The sequence below is a fragment of the Nostoc sp. genome (assembly GCF_036919575.1).
Lineage (GTDB): Bacteria > Cyanobacteriota > Cyanobacteriia > Cyanobacteriales > Nostocaceae > Nostoc.
This window is the reverse complement of record NZ_JBALBY010000017.1, coordinates 1-16,377: the sequence shown is the minus strand read 5'-3', so window position 1 is coordinate 16,377 and position 16,377 is coordinate 1. Positions and strand designations below refer to the sequence as shown.

General features: G+C 40.6%; 18 protein-coding genes. 9 read left to right on the top strand and 9 right to left on the bottom strand.

Translation table 11 applies throughout. The features are described 5' to 3' along the window. Positions 1–81: 81 nt before the first annotated feature. From V7K27_RS05795 to V7K27_RS05785, 3 genes are all read right to left on the bottom strand, one after another. Positions 82–621 (bottom strand): SH3 domain-containing protein, encoded by a 540-nt coding sequence (locus tag V7K27_RS05795; RefSeq protein WP_334945190.1) that lies wholly within the window; start codon positions 619–621, stop codon positions 82–84. A gap of 90 nt (positions 622–711) precedes the next feature. Continuing rightward, on the bottom strand, positions 712–2,220 hold the full coding sequence (locus V7K27_RS05790) for a UbiD family decarboxylase (RefSeq protein WP_334945189.1): 1,509 nt from the start codon (positions 2,218–2,220) through the stop codon (positions 712–714). Positions 2,221–3,421: 1,201 nt separating this feature from the next. Continuing rightward, positions 3,422–4,144 carry a carbonic anhydrase gene (locus V7K27_RS05785; RefSeq protein WP_334945187.1) on the bottom strand — a complete coding sequence of 241 codons (723 nt, stop codon included), beginning with the start codon at positions 4,142–4,144 and terminating at the stop codon, positions 3,422–3,424. Between the two features lie 684 nt (positions 4,145–4,828). Here V7K27_RS05785 and V7K27_RS05780 point away from each other — a divergent pair. From V7K27_RS05780 to V7K27_RS05760, 5 genes are all read left to right on the top strand, one after another. Next, positions 4,829–6,049 (top strand): hypothetical protein, encoded by a 1,221-nt coding sequence (locus V7K27_RS05780; RefSeq protein WP_334945185.1) that lies wholly within the window; start codon positions 4,829–4,831, stop codon positions 6,047–6,049. Positions 6,050–6,134: 85 nt separating this feature from the next. Continuing rightward, a complete protein-coding gene (locus tag V7K27_RS05775) occupies positions 6,135–6,359 on the top strand; it encodes a hypothetical protein (RefSeq protein WP_334945183.1) in 225 nt (74 codons plus the stop codon). Between the two features lie 370 nt (positions 6,360–6,729). Continuing rightward, the gene (locus V7K27_RS05770) at positions 6,730–6,909 is read left to right on the top strand and encodes a hypothetical protein (RefSeq protein WP_334945181.1); all 180 of its coding nucleotides are present in this window, start codon (positions 6,730–6,732) and stop codon (positions 6,907–6,909) included. 263 nt (positions 6,910–7,172) lie between these two features. Then, positions 7,173–7,754, top strand: coding sequence for a retropepsin-like aspartic protease family protein (locus tag V7K27_RS05765; RefSeq protein ID WP_334945179.1), 582 nt, complete (start codon positions 7,173–7,175; stop codon positions 7,752–7,754). A 131-nt stretch (positions 7,755–7,885) separates the two neighbouring features. Next, on the top strand, positions 7,886–8,482 hold the full coding sequence (locus V7K27_RS05760) for a hypothetical protein (protein WP_334945177.1): 597 nt from the start codon (positions 7,886–7,888) through the stop codon (positions 8,480–8,482). An 81-nt stretch (positions 8,483–8,563) separates the two neighbouring features. Here V7K27_RS05760 and V7K27_RS05755 read toward each other — a convergent pair whose 3' ends face one another. From V7K27_RS05755 to V7K27_RS05735, 5 genes are all read right to left on the bottom strand, one after another. Further along, complete coding sequence (locus V7K27_RS05755) at positions 8,564–8,923, bottom strand: hypothetical protein (RefSeq protein WP_334945175.1); 360 nt, start codon at positions 8,921–8,923, stop codon at positions 8,564–8,566. A gap of 35 nt (positions 8,924–8,958) precedes the next feature. Then, on the bottom strand, positions 8,959–9,576 hold the full coding sequence (locus tag V7K27_RS05750; protein WP_334945173.1) for an ABC transporter ATP-binding protein: 618 nt from the start codon (positions 9,574–9,576) through the stop codon (positions 8,959–8,961). Between the two features lie 40 nt (positions 9,577–9,616). Next, positions 9,617–10,048 carry a hypothetical protein gene (locus tag V7K27_RS05745; RefSeq protein ID WP_334945171.1) on the bottom strand — a complete coding sequence of 144 codons (432 nt, stop codon included), beginning with the start codon at positions 10,046–10,048 and terminating at the stop codon, positions 9,617–9,619. A 63-nt stretch (positions 10,049–10,111) separates the two neighbouring features. After that, complete coding sequence (locus tag V7K27_RS05740; RefSeq protein WP_334945169.1) at positions 10,112–10,636, bottom strand: hypothetical protein; 525 nt, start codon at positions 10,634–10,636, stop codon at positions 10,112–10,114. 617 nt (positions 10,637–11,253) lie between these two features. Beyond that, positions 11,254–11,418, bottom strand: a complete 165-nt coding sequence (locus tag V7K27_RS05735; RefSeq protein WP_334945166.1) for a hypothetical protein — start codon at positions 11,416–11,418, stop codon at positions 11,254–11,256. 27 nt (positions 11,419–11,445) lie between these two features. Between V7K27_RS05735 and V7K27_RS36410 the strand changes: the two genes are divergently transcribed. Then, positions 11,446–11,598, top strand: coding sequence for a DUF6972 family protein (locus V7K27_RS36410; RefSeq protein ID WP_442947593.1), 153 nt, complete (start codon positions 11,446–11,448; stop codon positions 11,596–11,598). A gap of 418 nt (positions 11,599–12,016) precedes the next feature. Here V7K27_RS36410 and V7K27_RS05730 read toward each other — a convergent pair whose 3' ends face one another. Then, positions 12,017–12,634 carry a tetratricopeptide repeat protein gene (locus tag V7K27_RS05730; RefSeq protein WP_334945164.1) on the bottom strand — a complete coding sequence of 206 codons (618 nt, stop codon included), beginning with the start codon at positions 12,632–12,634 and terminating at the stop codon, positions 12,017–12,019. 206 nt (positions 12,635–12,840) lie between these two features. On the opposite strand from V7K27_RS05730, the gene V7K27_RS05725 reads away from it, so the two are divergent. The 3 genes from V7K27_RS05725 to V7K27_RS05715 all read left to right on the top strand — a co-directional run bounded on the left by V7K27_RS05725 (position 12,841) and on the right by V7K27_RS05715 (position 15,993). Next, the gene (locus V7K27_RS05725) at positions 12,841–14,160 is read left to right on the top strand and encodes a WD40 repeat domain-containing protein (RefSeq protein WP_334945162.1); all 1,320 of its coding nucleotides are present in this window, start codon (positions 12,841–12,843) and stop codon (positions 14,158–14,160) included. Between the two features lie 315 nt (positions 14,161–14,475). Further along, positions 14,476–15,195 (top strand): rhomboid family intramembrane serine protease, encoded by a 720-nt coding sequence (locus tag V7K27_RS05720; protein WP_334945160.1) that lies wholly within the window; start codon positions 14,476–14,478, stop codon positions 15,193–15,195. A gap of 126 nt (positions 15,196–15,321) precedes the next feature. Further along, complete coding sequence (locus tag V7K27_RS05715) at positions 15,322–15,993, top strand: rhomboid family intramembrane serine protease (protein WP_334945369.1); 672 nt, start codon at positions 15,322–15,324, stop codon at positions 15,991–15,993. The last annotated feature ends 384 nt before the right edge of the window (positions 15,994–16,377 follow it).

Here is a 16,377-nt window from a genome sequence, read left to right as displayed (position 1 = left end):
TAAACCTAATTCTCATAGCCCCCTCCTCGCAATTCTCATAGCCCCCTCTCGAAGAGCGGGGAGGGGGTTGGGGGTGGGGTTCTAAGAACAACTAGTAAGGGCTGCACCACATTGATCTTCCTTTGTCAACCAACCCTTAATACCTTGATATTCCACCTGCGCCCAATCTCCCTGACAGCCTAACAATTTGACAGCCGTATTAGCAGGAATCCTTCTCACTTTTTGGCTTTGTTGACTGGTAGTAACATAGAAATTCACGCCATTAGTACCGTAGCCCCGCGTTGTTAAGCCTAACTTTGGCACAAATACCCATCCAGTTCCTTGAAAACCATCACTAGCATTAGTAATCTGCACCCAATTTCCAACAGCACCAATAACCTGAACTGTCTCGTTGATTGGTATTTGCCCTAGAATTGTGTTATTTGTACTTGCACCACTCCGCACATTTAAACCTTGCGAATCTATATCGGTGACGTAGGCAAAAATATTACACTTTTGAGAATTAGTTGATTTCGCTAAACTTATTTGATTAGCTATACCACTATTGAGTATCACACTAATACAACTGAATGCCAATCCTATCATTAACTTTGATGCTGGATTCTTCACTTTTTTTGCCATAATTTCTTTAATTTTATGGCATCAGCTATAGGGGGGTACATCTGTACACCCCTACCTATATATCTTTATCAGGTATTTCGTGAAATGGTATTACCTCATATCATAGCCAAACAAATTCGGGTCAACTTCTCCTAACTGCAACTCTGCCAAACCATACTCCGCCCATCGTCTCTCTACCATCGCCGCCACATCTGGGTCAGATTCCAAAGGTGCGCCCCATTCATGATCTGTTTCCGGCGGAATTTTAGTAGTCGCATCAATTCCCATCCGTCCACCTAAGCCAATCTTCTCGCTGGCAAAATCCAACGTATCAAAAGGTGTATTTGGCAAAATAAAGACATCCCGCACTGGGTCAACTTTGGAACTAATCGCCCACACAACTTGACGCGGATCGCGAATATTTATGTCTTTATCCACAACAATGACAAATTTTGTGTATGTAAATTGTGGTAAAGCACTCCAAAACGCTAAAGCTGCCCGTCGCGCTTGTCCTGGATATGCTTTATCAATGGAAATAATCGCCGCTTTGTAACTCAAAGCTTCCATTGGCAGGAAGAAATCGACAATTTCTGATACTTGTTGCCGCAGAATAGGCGTATAAATGCGATTTAGCGCGATCGCCATCATCGCCTCTTCTTTAGGTGGACGACCGCTAAATGTTGTTAAATAAATCGGATTTTTCCGGTGCGTCATACACTCAAAGCGGATCAATGGCGAATCTTCCACGCCACCGTAATAACCCATGTGGTCGCCAAAAGGTCCATCTGGCAAAACTTCTCCTGGTGTAATCGTCCCTTCCAAAACAAATTCTGAATCTGCGGGAACTTCCAAATCTACAGTTTTACATTTTGCCAACTGCACACCAGAACCGCCGTAAAGTCCAGCAAATAGCCATTCTGATAAATCTACAGGGATGGGCGTAGCTGCTGCCATGATAATTAGAGGATCTACACCAAGTGCGATCGCAACTTCTAATTTCTTCCCACGTTCCGCCGCTTTTCGCAAATGCCTCGCCCCACCCCGCACCGATAACCAGTGAACCGTCATCGTCTTCTGAGATTGTAGTTGTAAACGATACACACCTACATTTGGAGTGCCCGTCTCACAATCTTTGGTAATTACTAGTCCCAACGTGATTATCTTGCCAGCGTCACCAATATAAGGACGTATCAAAGGCAACTTATGTAAATCTAAATCATTACCTTGAAGCACAACTTGCTGACAAGCAGGGAAAAAGTCCCGTCCTGGTTTCGCCTTCACCACATCAAACAGTACTTTTGCAAAATCTATCGCCTGGGAAATCTTCTTCGGTGGTTTTGGCTGTTGCAGCATACTCAATTTTTTCCCCAGAGTTTCCAACTCCTCTGGATGCTGCATATTCATCGCCCAGCAAATCCTTTCCACAGTTCCCATCAAATTCACCGCCACCGGGAAGGAAGCGCCTTTGACGTTTTCAAACAACAACCCTGGCCCACCTTTTTGCAGCATCCGGTTGGAAATCTCAGCAATTTCTAAATCAGGGTCAACTAAAGCTGAAATTCGCCGTAATTGTCCCTTCTCTTCCAAAATTTTAATGAATCCCCGCAAGTCTCTCGCCATTGTTCTAATAAAGCTGATTATTTAAGAAGTGTGAAGCGCTTTCTTATATTATGGGGCATTGGGCATTGGGCATTGGGCACTGGGCATTGGGAAATATTTTTCCGTGTTCTCGTCTCCCCATTCAGCCCGGATTTCTCACAAAGGTTTAAACGATTAGCCTAAAACGCTTATGCCACTTAGACTTGAGATAAAATACCCCGTTCACATACTGCTGTGATTCGTGCAGTGTCTAAAACGCTCAAAATCTAAGCCTGATAAAGGTTTGGTAATAGCGATCGCAAAGCTTGTGAGAAATCCGGGTCAGGAAATTGTTAGTTTTAATTGTAAATTAACCTATTTAGTGACTTTTCTTAATTGTGTTTTCCAAACTATTTAGTTATTGTATCTAGGGATATGCAATTATTTTTTACAAATAAGCGCTAACCTAATCAAACATGGCCAGAATATACTATACCTTCCTGGCAGGCGGCGTTGTTATATAGCCCCTGCTGGGTTTATTTATTACAAGCTTTGGGTGTGCCTTGCTTTCAAGTTTTTCTAAAATTATCTGAGTTGACGTTAGCGTAGACCAACCCAGGCGATCGCCAATACCATTTTAAAAAATTTTTGTAACAAATGCATCGGCTGTAGGGGCGTACAGTTGTACGCCCTTACCAATGTATAGACATAGAAGTGAAAAAGAATATACAGACGTAGCACTGCTACGTCTTTACAAAGGTTCTGCATAACGCATATTTAATTTCTGAAGATGCCTAATGTATATGTAACGGGTATTTTGTGAAATCGTATAATACCATTTATTTGTGAGGCTGCGCCAAACCCTTTTAACTTCTTTCTTTCTTTCTTTCTTTGTGTCCTTTGCGACGGCAGTCGCTACAACGGGGGGAACCCCCGCAACGCGCTGCCTCTCCTTTGCGGTTCATTTTTCTTTCTTGTACTTAAATATGGTTTAGCGCATCTTCATACAGAATTAGTATATAGCGTTTACTATCATAGCCCCCTCTCGAAGAGCGGGGAGGGGGTTGGGGGGGTGGGGTTCTTGTACCTCACAAGGGTCGAGAACCGCTATCAGGAATATTTTTCTAAATTGAGCAATGAATTTGATTAATCTTGAAGATTATCAATAAAAAATATTTTATAAATAATAAATTTTTGCAACATCATTAAACAAATAATTCTACGTCTAAAAGGGGTGAGATGTTTAAGTAATAATGTTGACTTTACCAGTGTCAATATCGTAACAAGCGCCAACAATTTTTAGTTTACCTTCACCGAGCAATTTGGCTAAAATCGTTGAGCTTTCCTGCAATTTTTCAGTCTGATATTGAATATTGGCTATAACCGCATCTTGCATATTATCACCCGTTCTTAACTTTACCCTTTCTACAGATGGTTTGATGCCCTCAATAATCAAACCAATTCTGCCAGGAAGTGGTTCGTTTTTGATTGCTTCTGCTACTGCACCGCATCTTCTATGACCCAAAACCACAATCAACTGCGAACCTAATACTGTTGTAGAATATTCCAAACTACCTATAACCGTGTCACTGACGACATTACCAGCAACTCGCACGACAAATAAATCCCCAAGTCCTTGATCGAACACAATTTCCGCAGGTACTCTGGAATCTGCACAGCCCAATATGGCGGCAAAGGGATACTGAGCTTTAGCAACTAATCGCAGACGTTCTAGTGATTGATCGGGATATTTGCGTTTTTGATGGATAAATCTTTGATTACCATCCAGCAAGCGTCTGACGGCTTCATTCGGACTGATTGGATTAGGGTTAACTGTGTGAATATCAGCAAGAGCAGTTTGCTCTGGATTCCAAAAGCGATTGCCAAAACCAGTAGCCGCAATACCTACCACACTGGCGAATTTTAAGAAATCACGTCGCCCTATAAATCCATTAATTCGACTCATCAATCTACCTGATAACAACAAAGCTGTTCCCAAGAAGATATCAGACTTAAGGAAGATGCAAGAGTACCTTCTGACACGGTTTAAGAGTCATTTAATCTTCACATTGTATCGGAATTTAGAACTTATATAAAAATAGGTATTCAAGCGGAGGAAATAAAAGCTTGAAATTGATATTGGTAGCTCCCGACTCTTTGTTGTGTGTAGCCTTTCAACAGCATTTTAACTACTTACCCAATGTAGATTATACTGCTAGGTCTATCGCTAATCTTAACTTTATGACAAGTAAACGCTGAGATTCAATGCGGCACAATATTTAAAATGGCAGAAGTCTATAATTTTGCAGCAGCTATTTGCGGTGTATTTGCTTTGCGTACTGTTAGTTAAAATGCCATATTTGAATAAATAAATATTGCTGTTAAAAATGCGATCGCAACTGCTGTACATGCAGATGTAACCCTTGAATAACCTCACAAATTTCTCTGATCTCACTTCTTAGTATGCCAGATTTAATCTGCTCTAAGTAATTTTATCATGTCTTTACCTAATCTTTAATTTATAAATCAGTAATTCTCTGTAAGATATCTTCATAAGATGCAATTTCATCTTATGAAGACACTTAAAAATAGACGAGAAGCTGACATAAAATTCAGAGTATAAATACTTTATATTAGGAGATTTGGTGATATGTCCCTAGGTATCTCAAGCGTATTTGATGCCAATTTCTATCGTGCTGCCAATTCCGACTTAGCTGGTTTAAATGATGCTCAAGCTCTATCACACTTCCAGGCTTATGGTTTAAACGAAGGCCGTTCTTTCTCACCACTTATTAATTTAAATTTTTATCGGGCTAGCAGTTCTGACTTGGCAAACTTTAACAACAGCCAACTGTTAAATCATCTGGAGAATTATGGTGTAGCTGAAGGACGCAGTTTCTCTCCATTGGTTGACCTTAACTACTATCGTGCTAATAACAGTGACCTTGCAAGCTTTAACAACGAGCAATTATTTAATCATCTGGAAAACTACGGTATTACCGAAGGACGTGGCTTTGATCCACTTTTCGGTTTAGGGCAATATAAGTCGCTTAACTCTGATCTGGCAAACCTAAATAATTCTCAACTTTTGAACCACCTTGAAATTTATGGTATGAACGAAGGCCGTAAATTTTCACCCTATTTTGACTTCAACTACTATCGCACTAACTACCAAGACTTAGTTAATTTTAACAACAGCCAGTTGTTGCAGCATTTTGAAATCTATGGGATAAATGAAGGGCGTAAATCTTCACCCTCATTTGATGCTGGTTTCTATAAAGCAAATAATCCCGACTTGGCTTCTTTGAAAGGTATCAATTTAGTTGAACACTTTAATTCCTATGGTCTGGATGAAGGACGTCAGGCTGCGAGTGATTACGCTGGAAACACATTCAACACTGCTCGCCAACTTACGATAGGTTCAAATTCTACTTTGGTGTTGGAACATGTCGGCTCATCCGATCCTAATGACTACTATCAGTTTAGTTTAAATCAAGCTAGTCCTGTTACGATAAATAACTTTGGCTTTTCTAGGGGCATAAATGAACAACTGCTTAATACGAGGGGTCAAATTTTAGCTTCTAGTAATACTACTTATGATCAAAATAGTAGTACATATCAAGCAACTCAAAGCATTTCATTAAATCCAGGAACTTACTATATACACATTCAACCTCAAGCAGGGAATACTGATTACGAATTCTTCATTACTGCACAATCTTACGTCCCGCCCGTGGTAGTAAATTCATCTATAACATCTCTACAGAATCCATATCTACTGAATCTAGAGAATCAAGCTATAATAAATAGCCAGAATCAACTGGCTCAAGCTTTCATAGATAGGGGTAACGCCAGTAAATTCGAGGTCTAGTACAGCAGGGCATCATCAACTTCAAGAGTTGATAAACCGACACAATACGCCGCAACAGATAGCGCTATGAGCAAAAATAATTCTCATGGTATCTGATGATCAAAACCATCGTCAAATTGCCCGAAATTTAAAGATCAATTGGCAGATAGCTTTGAAGGGACGAAATCGATGGTTGCAAACTAATAATCAAGAGTTGTCTATTTTTCAAAGATTACAAGACTCTGAGCGTATTGGCGTAACAGTAAAATTTATAGGACTTACGCATCAAGTACGAAATGTAGGGGCAATTCCTGAATTGCCCCTACGGTAAATCAAGGCTTTCACTGGCTTTTTGCATAAGTCCTGATTTAGTATGGAGCAAGTAATCGAACTATTAGCATACACACTTAAACATTCTTGCTGGCTCAATCAAGTTGAGATTTGGTTCAGTATTTTGGTTCGCAAGTTACTAAGAAGAGCAAGTTTTATCAGTCAGGATGATTTCAAAAATCGAACTCTCAATTTTATAGACTACTGTAATCAAATAATAGCTAAACGTTTTAAGTGGATATATAAGGGCAACGTTTTGGCTATTTAATGGTATGCTTATTTAGGCCGCGCTGTACTATAGCAATCCTAAATCATTCGTGAGAAAGAAAATCGCTGAAATGCTTATATAGGACTAGTATTTGATTTTTGAAATGCACGTAGTTGACCCTCATGGCTTTAATAGTGGATTAGACGTAGGTTGGGTGGAGCGGAGCGCAACCCAACTGATTATCAGGATGTTGGCTTTGGCAAAGCCTCCAACGCCACTTGCTACAACGCGGGAAACCCGCGCAACGCAGTGGCTCCCCAACAAAGCAATTTTTTTGCTATAGCAATCCTAAATCATTCGTGAGAAAGAAAATCGCTGAAATGCTTATATCTACGTATTTTCTCACCTTTCAATTCGGATTGCTATAGACTATAGACAAAAATTATAACCCTAAGAAGGCAAGGTGTTTGAAACTTTATTGTAGTTGAGGTTGATAAATATTGCGTTTTTATTTTAATAACCGTAAGCGTTCCGCACCAATTATTGCAGCTATTCTGAATAATTTAGTTATTAAAAAATATCAGAAAAATTAGAGAGCAATATAACATGAAGAATGCTTGGAAGCATTGGATTACGACCGTTAATCTAGTTGCGATGTTTACAACGGGCGTAACTGCGGCACTAATGCCGACACTAGTATTTTTAGCATTCTCTCATCAGGCAACAGCTGACGATCCAGGAGCATGTTACATGATCACCTCCTCTGGTAAAACCGTTGGATTGGGAAGGCTTTGTGGCAATATAGCCGCACCTTCAGACAACAGAGTTTTTCGAGTCCCAATTAAACGCCGCTTTGGAGGAACTCCTGTGATTGATGTCACTTTCAACGACAAAAAAACCTTTGAAATGATTGTAGATACAGGTGCTAGTGAAACCATTATTACTCTAAATATGGCGAGTACACTTGAACTCGAGGCTACAGGTAAAATGCAAGCCCAAATTGCCGATGGTAGCGAAGTAGAATTCCCAACTAGTAAGGTAAAATCTATTGCAGTAGGTGGAGTTACAGCCAATAATCTTCAGGTAGCGATCGCACCAAAAGCAAGCATCGGCTTACTAGGCCACGATTTCTTTGGCAGCTATGATATTAAGATTCTGGAGAAAGAGGTCGAATTTCATCACCGCTAATGCTCGCAGGTAAAAACAGATTAATTTAGACTATCTCCCCAGATGATTCGCATACAATGGTTAAAATTCTGAAGAAGTTGTAAATAGTTACACTTGTTCAAAGGCTAATTTTGAATTAAACCAGTTGTCTTATGCAAAGTATTCCATATCGATACCGATTGCTGATTTTATTTTTGCTGATGGGTTTGGTTGTAGCGGTAGACTACTGGCGTAATCCAACAAAACCTACAAAACTTCAGGAATACTCGTTTTTGATGGTGTCCGGTTTAATCGGTGCTGGGTTTGGTATCGTTAACGATCAGATTACCTGTACTCTCTCACCTGCTTACTTTTATTACTTCAAAAATGTTCCCTATGGTTCTAGTTTTCGCTGGCAAGTTAGTGAGGTTGGATTTGAGGCAGGCTTTTTTGCTGGTTTTTTAAGCTACGGCATATTTTTATTGGTTAATCAGAGACGAAAGTTACCTTTGTCTTATCGTCAATTACTTCAAATGGCACGGTATCCGATTACTTGGGCAATTGTGCTTGCTCAGATCACAGGATTCATATTTTATTATTTTCAGTTTCCCTTCTTTGCCGATCAGATTACGCCAGTCGTTCAGCCAGCAGAAGTTTCCAGATTTATGTTAGTTTGGGGAATCCATATTGGACTTTACATCGGTGCAGTGTTAGGAATTGTGCATGGTATAGCAAACATTCGTCGAAGAGTGCTATATCTGTCACTATAAAAATCTTAGCAATCTGCAACTAGAATCGGTGGACTCAGGTAAATCAACAGTATTCTATCTCTTCTGTCAATCGTGTTGAATCTACTGAACGGTGCGATCGCGCTGATAAGACCAAGCCGCCAATAAACCAAAAGCAGCACAAGCCCAAAGTAGCCAAAGTAAATGTAGAAATAGCTGGTTATCGTAATTCAAGTTAGCCGCCGATAGAACTAATTGCCGATAGTGATAGAACGGCGAGAATGCAATTAAATCTTGTACGATTTGCGGTTTCGGAAGTGGAATTGAACCGCAAGCAACGGGAACAAGAATTAGCGATAAGCTAAGAATGGGATCAGCACTTTTGGGGTCTAGCAAGTACCCCAATGCAAGACCGAGAATCGCAAAAGGTATAATTCCTAAGATTAGGCTCGATATCAGAGCTAACCCTTGAGTCAAATCCATTCTCATCTCAAGTTGCCAACTTGCTAATCCGAAGATTAATAAAAGGCTGTTGCTAAAGTATTTAATTTGTCCCAGTCGGATTGCTCATTTGTCACCATTATAATAGTGACTCCTCGTTGACGGCAGAGTTTGATTTCCTGCCAAAATTTTTCACGTCCCGGTTCATCTAGACCCATAGTTGGTTCATCAAGGACGAGCAGTTCGGGATTACCTGCTAGAGCAAGGGCAAAATTAAGCCTCTGTTGATGCCCACCATTTAATTTAATTGCCCAATCGTTTTCTTTATCTTTAAGATTAACTTTGTTCAATATTTCTTCAGTTGAAAGTGGATTAGGGTAGTAGCTTCTAAACAATTCAATAAGTTCCTTTACCTTAACATTTGTTGGAAACTGTACATCTTGGAAAGCTACTCCAACATGGATTTTTGAGTTAGCATTCTGTGGTGAAAGCCCCATTAGCTCAACTTCTCCACTACTGGGTTTGAGGAACCCTAAAATCAGATTCAGTATAGTAGTCTTGCCAGCCCCATTTTCCCCGCGCAACCAGATGAATTCGCCTCGCTGCACAATCAGATTGATATCCTGTAAGATAGGTTTTTGCTGGAATCCTTTGGGAACTACCTTGGAAACTTGCTTGAGTTCGATAATGTTCATGGCTTGCTTGTGTGAGAAAAAATATAGATAAGATTTAGAGCTAATGGAGTGTCATTTGCATGAGAAACCAAACCGCAAAGGAAGCGGCAACAGCAGGCATTAACGCGACACCGAAAAAAGTGGTTAAAATTATAAATGCTGCTGTTCCTCCTGCAAATCCCCAAAAGTTCATAGCAAGTGAGTTGGTGGAATCAATTGGTGGTATACAAGTGCTGAATAAGCAAAATTCACTTCCTTTCGTTATCAGAAAGAATGTGGCAAGCATTGCAACTCCTAAAACTCCTAAAACAACCCATTTATTCAGGTGTAATGAAAATCCTGAACCGAGAATTTTTAAGGAAACGGCTGGAGTTTCTATAGGATTGGGATGAGATTGTATTTGCCCATCTGAACTGGGAACGACTTGCGGGTTGTTGGAGGATGATTGCACAACGTTGGAAGATTGTTGAGGGTTGTTAGAAGAAGGTTGCATTTTGGTTGATTACTCCTTGATTTCGTGAAATATTGGACAAAGTTAGAAATTAAGATAGTGTTGCTAAAGCGCTGTCCTAATTGCAAACCAGACTGCTGCACCAACTACTACAGCGATAGCAAGAGGAGCACTTGCAAGAGCAGTTAAGCCAACTGTAATTCCAACTCCAATTCCAATAACCCCTCCTGCGATGTCTCGATGCTCTTTTGCTGTCTTGATAAAATCTTCTATTATATAGGGTTTCTCTGGCTGTTGAGGTGGTCGAGATATGCCAGGTGTTTGACGTTGAGGAATGGATGAGGGTTTAGGTGATGGAATGTTGTACCTTTGTGCTATTTTTGCTTGAGAGCGATCGCTTACAGTTCCAGGTTTTTTAGATGAACTAGAATTAGGTTGCAGCAGTTTAGGTTGGCACTCGGCCCTTAGTGTCCCAGACCAGTGAATCATGGGATGACAAGAGTGTTGAACCTGCAAAGTTTCTATGACTAGAAGCAGTGTCCAAAGTAAAAAACATACAACTACGATTGTTTGGAATCGATAGCGAAGCGATCGCTCGATTAAACTGGGAAAGTTTGTGATAATTTGCATGATATAATTAAGAGTCTTTTGGTTAAAATGCGTTATCGACATGCTCTACTATATGCGATCGCATATCTCTCTCACCTCCTTTATCTCATTTGATTGAGAAATCTCAGAGTTTGTTTGAAAAGTAGTTGGCTGTGATTTTAGGCACTTATCGATCCCCCCTAGCCCCCCTTAAAAAAGGGGGGAACCGGAATTAAAGCCCCCTTAAAAAAGGGGGGTTGGGGGGATCAATAACGATATTTGGGTACTTAAATACGATATTTGGGTACTTCAAAACGATGTTTAAGTACTTCAAAACGATGTTTAAGTACTTCAAAACGATGTTTGAGTACTTCAAAACGATGTTTAAGTACTTCAAAACGATGTTTAAGTACTTCAAAACGATGTTTAAGTACTTCAAAACGATGTTTAAGTACTTCAAAACGATATTTGGGTACTTGAATACGATATTTGGGTACTTGAATACGATATTTGGGTACTTCAAAGTTCGCAATGACAACTCATCAGCCGGACATGATATGAAAGATGCTGGCAGCCTCTGAACGCAACTGTTAGCTGGCTGAGGTTATCTGTTGAGGTGCGATCGCAAAGTTTTCTTTTCGAGGCGATCGCCTAATTTGCTAACATCTGATTGCACATACCACTTCTAACCAGCATAATCGCCTAAAATAGCGATTCTGATACAGTGTGCCGCAGTTACGCCCATCGTAGACATCGCCGAATCCATGAGCGGAATTGACCGAAACATCACTCCAGATCGCCGACCAAGCCTTGTTGATCGCCATTTGCCCAACACCCCTTAAGTTGAACGGTTGCTGCAAAGAGAAGGTAGAGCGCATGTGTTCAGCGATCGCGAAACCCTAGAACGAGTTACGCAGGCGATCATCAAAAGTGGAGAACGAACCGGGATAGATGGGGAGCATCCCAAATGTGTAAATTTATTTTTTTGTAGTGCGGGCTTCTAGCCCGCTTCCTGGACATTAGGGAGCAAGATGCTCCCACTACAAATTTTATTTTGGCAAAATTGGGATGCTCCCATGACATACTTACCTGAATGTTTAGGTGTTACCTTTTCCGCTTTTACCCAATCGTCAGAATTTAGCCACTGTCCTTGATAATTTTTAGTACTGGCTATTCTTACCCTTAACTGTTCTGCTATCAGTCTTGGGCCATGATGGCGCTCAATATGATCATAGGCTTTGGTTGATTTAGGATTATCCCATTGCGGTTCTGTTCCTTTCCCTGTCCACTTACATCCGCTTCCTACTTTTATATTAGAACTTGTGATTTCCTGTTGTATAACTTCAATAAGTGGGTAATTTTCTTGAGAAGCTGCGTCATTTTGATTCCAAACACTTGCTCACCTTAATATTCAGCAAATCATCACCATCCTCGCAGCGTTTTATGTACCTGCGCCAAATACCACATATAATCATCAATTTTGTAATTATCAGCAGCTTTAACTATATAATCCTGAGCTAAATCAAGATTATTCTGGGCTTCATAATATAATCCCAAGTAAAGATGACTGTAAAAATTTCCCTTTATCCCTTCTGATTGACCAACAGTTAAAACATCATCTGGTGTACAATTTCCTGCATACAAATCATATACGCGCTGCATAATGCGTCGAGGGTCATTTCTCACAGTTAGTAAAGATTTTTGTGCCTCTTCAACACCTAACGAACGAGCTATGCAGAGATATCGCCATACTGTTTCTTCGACATCTTGAGCATTCACAGTCAAATCTATTTCAAATTGTTCAGCGCCCTCAGCAAATCTTTCTGCATAATAGTACGATAATCCACGTTGCCAAAGGTAGGGTTTAATACGGACATCCAATTGCTCTGCTATGTCAAAATCTTGAATAGATGCATCAATCTTAGCCAGTTGAAAGTTAATCATGCCTCGGCGAATGTAAGCATTAGGATTTTTCGGCTGATTGCGAATGGTTTCGTTCCAGCGCTGGAGTTGATTTTCCAGGGAATTTGAAAAAAACATGAGTTTATTGAATTGGAATAAGATGTGGTGAATGGTTTAGGGGTTGCGATCATCTACATTACGATAAAAGGCGATCGCCAGAAACCATCTACAAGATAAAATGCAGTTATACACATTTTTTGTTATCAAGTGGAATATGAGACAGGTAATCGTGTATCGAGATGAAGATGGCTACTGGATTGTAGAGTGCCCCAGCCTAAAAGGAAATGAATTCTGAAAAGCCCACAGATAACAGTGACGTTATCAGAGAACACGACCTAGTTTCTTCTTCTAGTCCAGCACTAGAGGGATTAGAGGGCATTAGATATCGTTTGCGCGGTGGTTCTACAAAACAAAAAGTGGATGCTCTTTTAGAAGCATTTCAATATGGGCACAAAGGAATTGATCTAGTAATCCAGGCATTGGGCGATGATGTCAGAGAAGTGCGGGAATCAGCTTTGCTGTTATTGTCCTACAGCAGCGAAGCTACTGCTGAACAAGCCATATTGAATTATCTGCCCTTTGCAAAAATGCAATGCCTACATACTTTGACGGAATTTAATCTCGATTGCTACAAACCTGAACAACATCATCCATATTATTTTGCGATCGCAGACTACAATAACACCCTTATTTGCTATTGGGATCTGTATTATAAGCAATCTTTCGTTAACATTTGGCATTTGGAAACAGGTCAAAGCAAGAAAAATTTTGATCTGGCTATGGCTCACGAATTTGGTTTAGGCAAAAGCGGCAAGGTGTGTATCATTAGCTTTCAGGACTTTCTCTGGCCATTAGATACAGAAACACAAGAGCCGATTGGCACTTATCCCGATTACCTTATGCGTCCTGTTCAAACCCATCCCCATTGCTTAACTGTCTGCCCAACTAAACAGCCATTAGTTGCTACTGGCTATACTCAAGGCAGTACTCAAGGCAGTACAGCAAAGTTAGATATCTGGGATTATGAAACATATACTCGTCGCCTCCATCATCAATTTCAAGATGTGGCTTTAATTCCTTATGATAATTCATGGAATCAATCAAAGCTAAACCTTTGGTTGACTACACCCCTTCTCTTCACCCCTGATGGAAAGTTCTTGGTTGCACGTTTCAAGCAGAGATTGCAGAATAGGCTACAACTCTGGAATACCGAAACAGGAGAACTTATTCAAACATTGGATAATCTACCTGCCATGACAGTGAATGGACTTGCAAACCGCTTTGATGGGCAAATTTTGGCTTGCGGAATCCGGGAAAACAAAGTGTGTGTATGGGAATTGATCAGCGATCGCATTCTCTATACATCTGCGGGTGTTGCTCCTTGCCTTATGAGTTCAGATGGTAGAGTTTTAATCTACTGTACAGACAACTACGAAATAGTTGTTTGGGATTTAGCAATGAACAGACAATTATGCATATTGCAGGGGCATACAGCGCCAATTGCTTATGTTGCCATGAGTAGCGATCGCAACTTCATTGCTAGTTATAGCATTGATAGAACAATTAAAATTTGGGGAGTGCCAGAATCCCTTAAATACCTGTAGCGATCTGTAAATAATGCTATGTATTCGCTTTCCTATGACCAGCATTATCGAGAACAAAATCAGCACTGTGGTCAAGCTGTTTTCTTCTCTAACTGGAAATTTATCAGATGATTGAAGATAGCAAAATTCATAAAGACATCTATTTTAAATAAGCATCAGGTGTGATGACGCTGTATAAAAATCATCTTAGAAAAATTGCTACATAATTACTATATATTTACTTAGTTCAAGCGAGATCCATCCACGAGGTAGAAGAAACTACTTGCAAAATTTAGTATTGTAAAATTTGTGTCTTAAAATCAGGAAAAAACGCTCGTGGTTCCCATTAGAGATAATAATCCGACAAAAATCACGCCTTATGTAACTTATGGACTGATTGCTGTCAACGTCCTCGCTTTTCTTTATGAAGCAAGTCTTCCCCCACAATCATTAAATGGGTTTTTACACCTTGCGGCTGTAGTTCCACGAGAACTCACCTTAAGCTTTGCTGGTACCTCTCTACATCAACCAGTGCCAGAGTGGGCAACTTTGATTACTTCACAATTTTTGCATGGGGGGTTTTTGCATTTAGCCGGTAATATGTTATTTCTCTGGATTTTTGGTAACAACGTTGAAGATAAATTAGGTCATGCCAAATATTTGCTGTTTTATTTATCTTGCGGTGTTTTGGCATCTTTAACCCAGTGGTTCTTCGCTCAAGATTCTAGCATTCCTTCTTTAGGTGCGAGTGGTGCGATCGCAGGCATTCTGGGTGCATACATTCTCCGCTTTCCTAACGCTGAAGTTCTTGGCGTTGTACCTTTAGGGTTTTTCTTCCCAACTTTTCGCGTCCCCGCATATTTCTTTTTGGGATTCTGGTTTCTCGAACAAGCTTTCTACGGACTTGCCAGCCTCGAAACACCTACTAACATCGGTATGGAAAGCGGCGGTATTGCCTACTGGGCCCATGCAGGCGGGTTTATATTTGGGGCAATTCTCGGCCCACTGTTAGGTTTATTTAGCGATAAATCAGAGGAAGAATCTTGGTATAAATAACTCTTCGTCATATCATAGTCTCGCGCAATTATACTGCTTGATTTAATAGGTAAAATAGCCTACACTTCGCAACTGCCAGCCGCACAGGGTATATTGCAGTTAGTCAATAATTTAGGAAAAACACCTGTGTTTCCCCTCTACGACGAAAATCGAACGCGAATCACCCCGTATTTCACCTACGGGTTAATTGGCATGAATATTTTAGTTTTTCTTCACGAGGTGAGTCTGTCACATGCACAATTGAATCAGTTTTTAAGTCAGTATGCAGTAATACCTCAAGAGTTAACCACCAATTGGCGTGGAGAGTGGATAACGTTATTTACGTCGCAATTCTTACACGGCGGTTGGTGGCACTTAATCTCGAATATGTTGTTTCTCTGGGTTTTTGGCAACAATATTGAAGATCGATTGGGTCATTTCAAATATCTGATTTTTTATTTGGCGTGTGGTGCTTTAGCTGCCTTGTGCCAATGGTTTATTGGGATGAATTCTGAGATTCCTTCCTTGGGGGCCAGTGGTGCAATTTCTGGGGTTTTAGGTGCGTACATTATCCGCTTTCCGCAAGCTAGAGTGAAGACCTTAGTTTTTTTGGGGATTTTCATCACCACAATCCGAATTCCAGCACTAGTGATAATTGGACTTTTCTTTGTGCAAAATGTGATATCCGGTCTTGCTAGCTTGCAAACAGCCGCTAAGATGAGCGTGGAAACTGGTGGAGTTGCGTATTGGGCACACATCGGTGGTTTTGTTTTTGGGGTGATTCTCGCTCCTCTATTTGGGTTGTTTAGGCGCGACTAAATACAGCATTTCCTAGAACTCGACCAACCCAAAATTGCTGGGTGAGAGTGGGGAGTAGGGAGTGGGGAGTAGGGAGTGGGAAAGTTTTTTCGTTTTGTGAAATTTTTGGATACCTAGCAAAGTTGCTTTGGTGGACTACTAGAACTCGTAATGCCTATCAAACCTCTGCGTATCCTCTGCACTAACCTTTGCGTTCCTCTGCGTTAAAATTTTTATATTTGGAAACTAAAACTATAGGACTCCTATTTGATTTTTGAACAAATTAAGTACTAATCGAAAAGGCTTATTCCCTACTCCCCACTCCCCACTCCCCACTCCCCACTCCCCACTCCCCACTCCCCACTCCCCACTCCCCACTCCCCACTCCCCACTCCCCACTCCCCA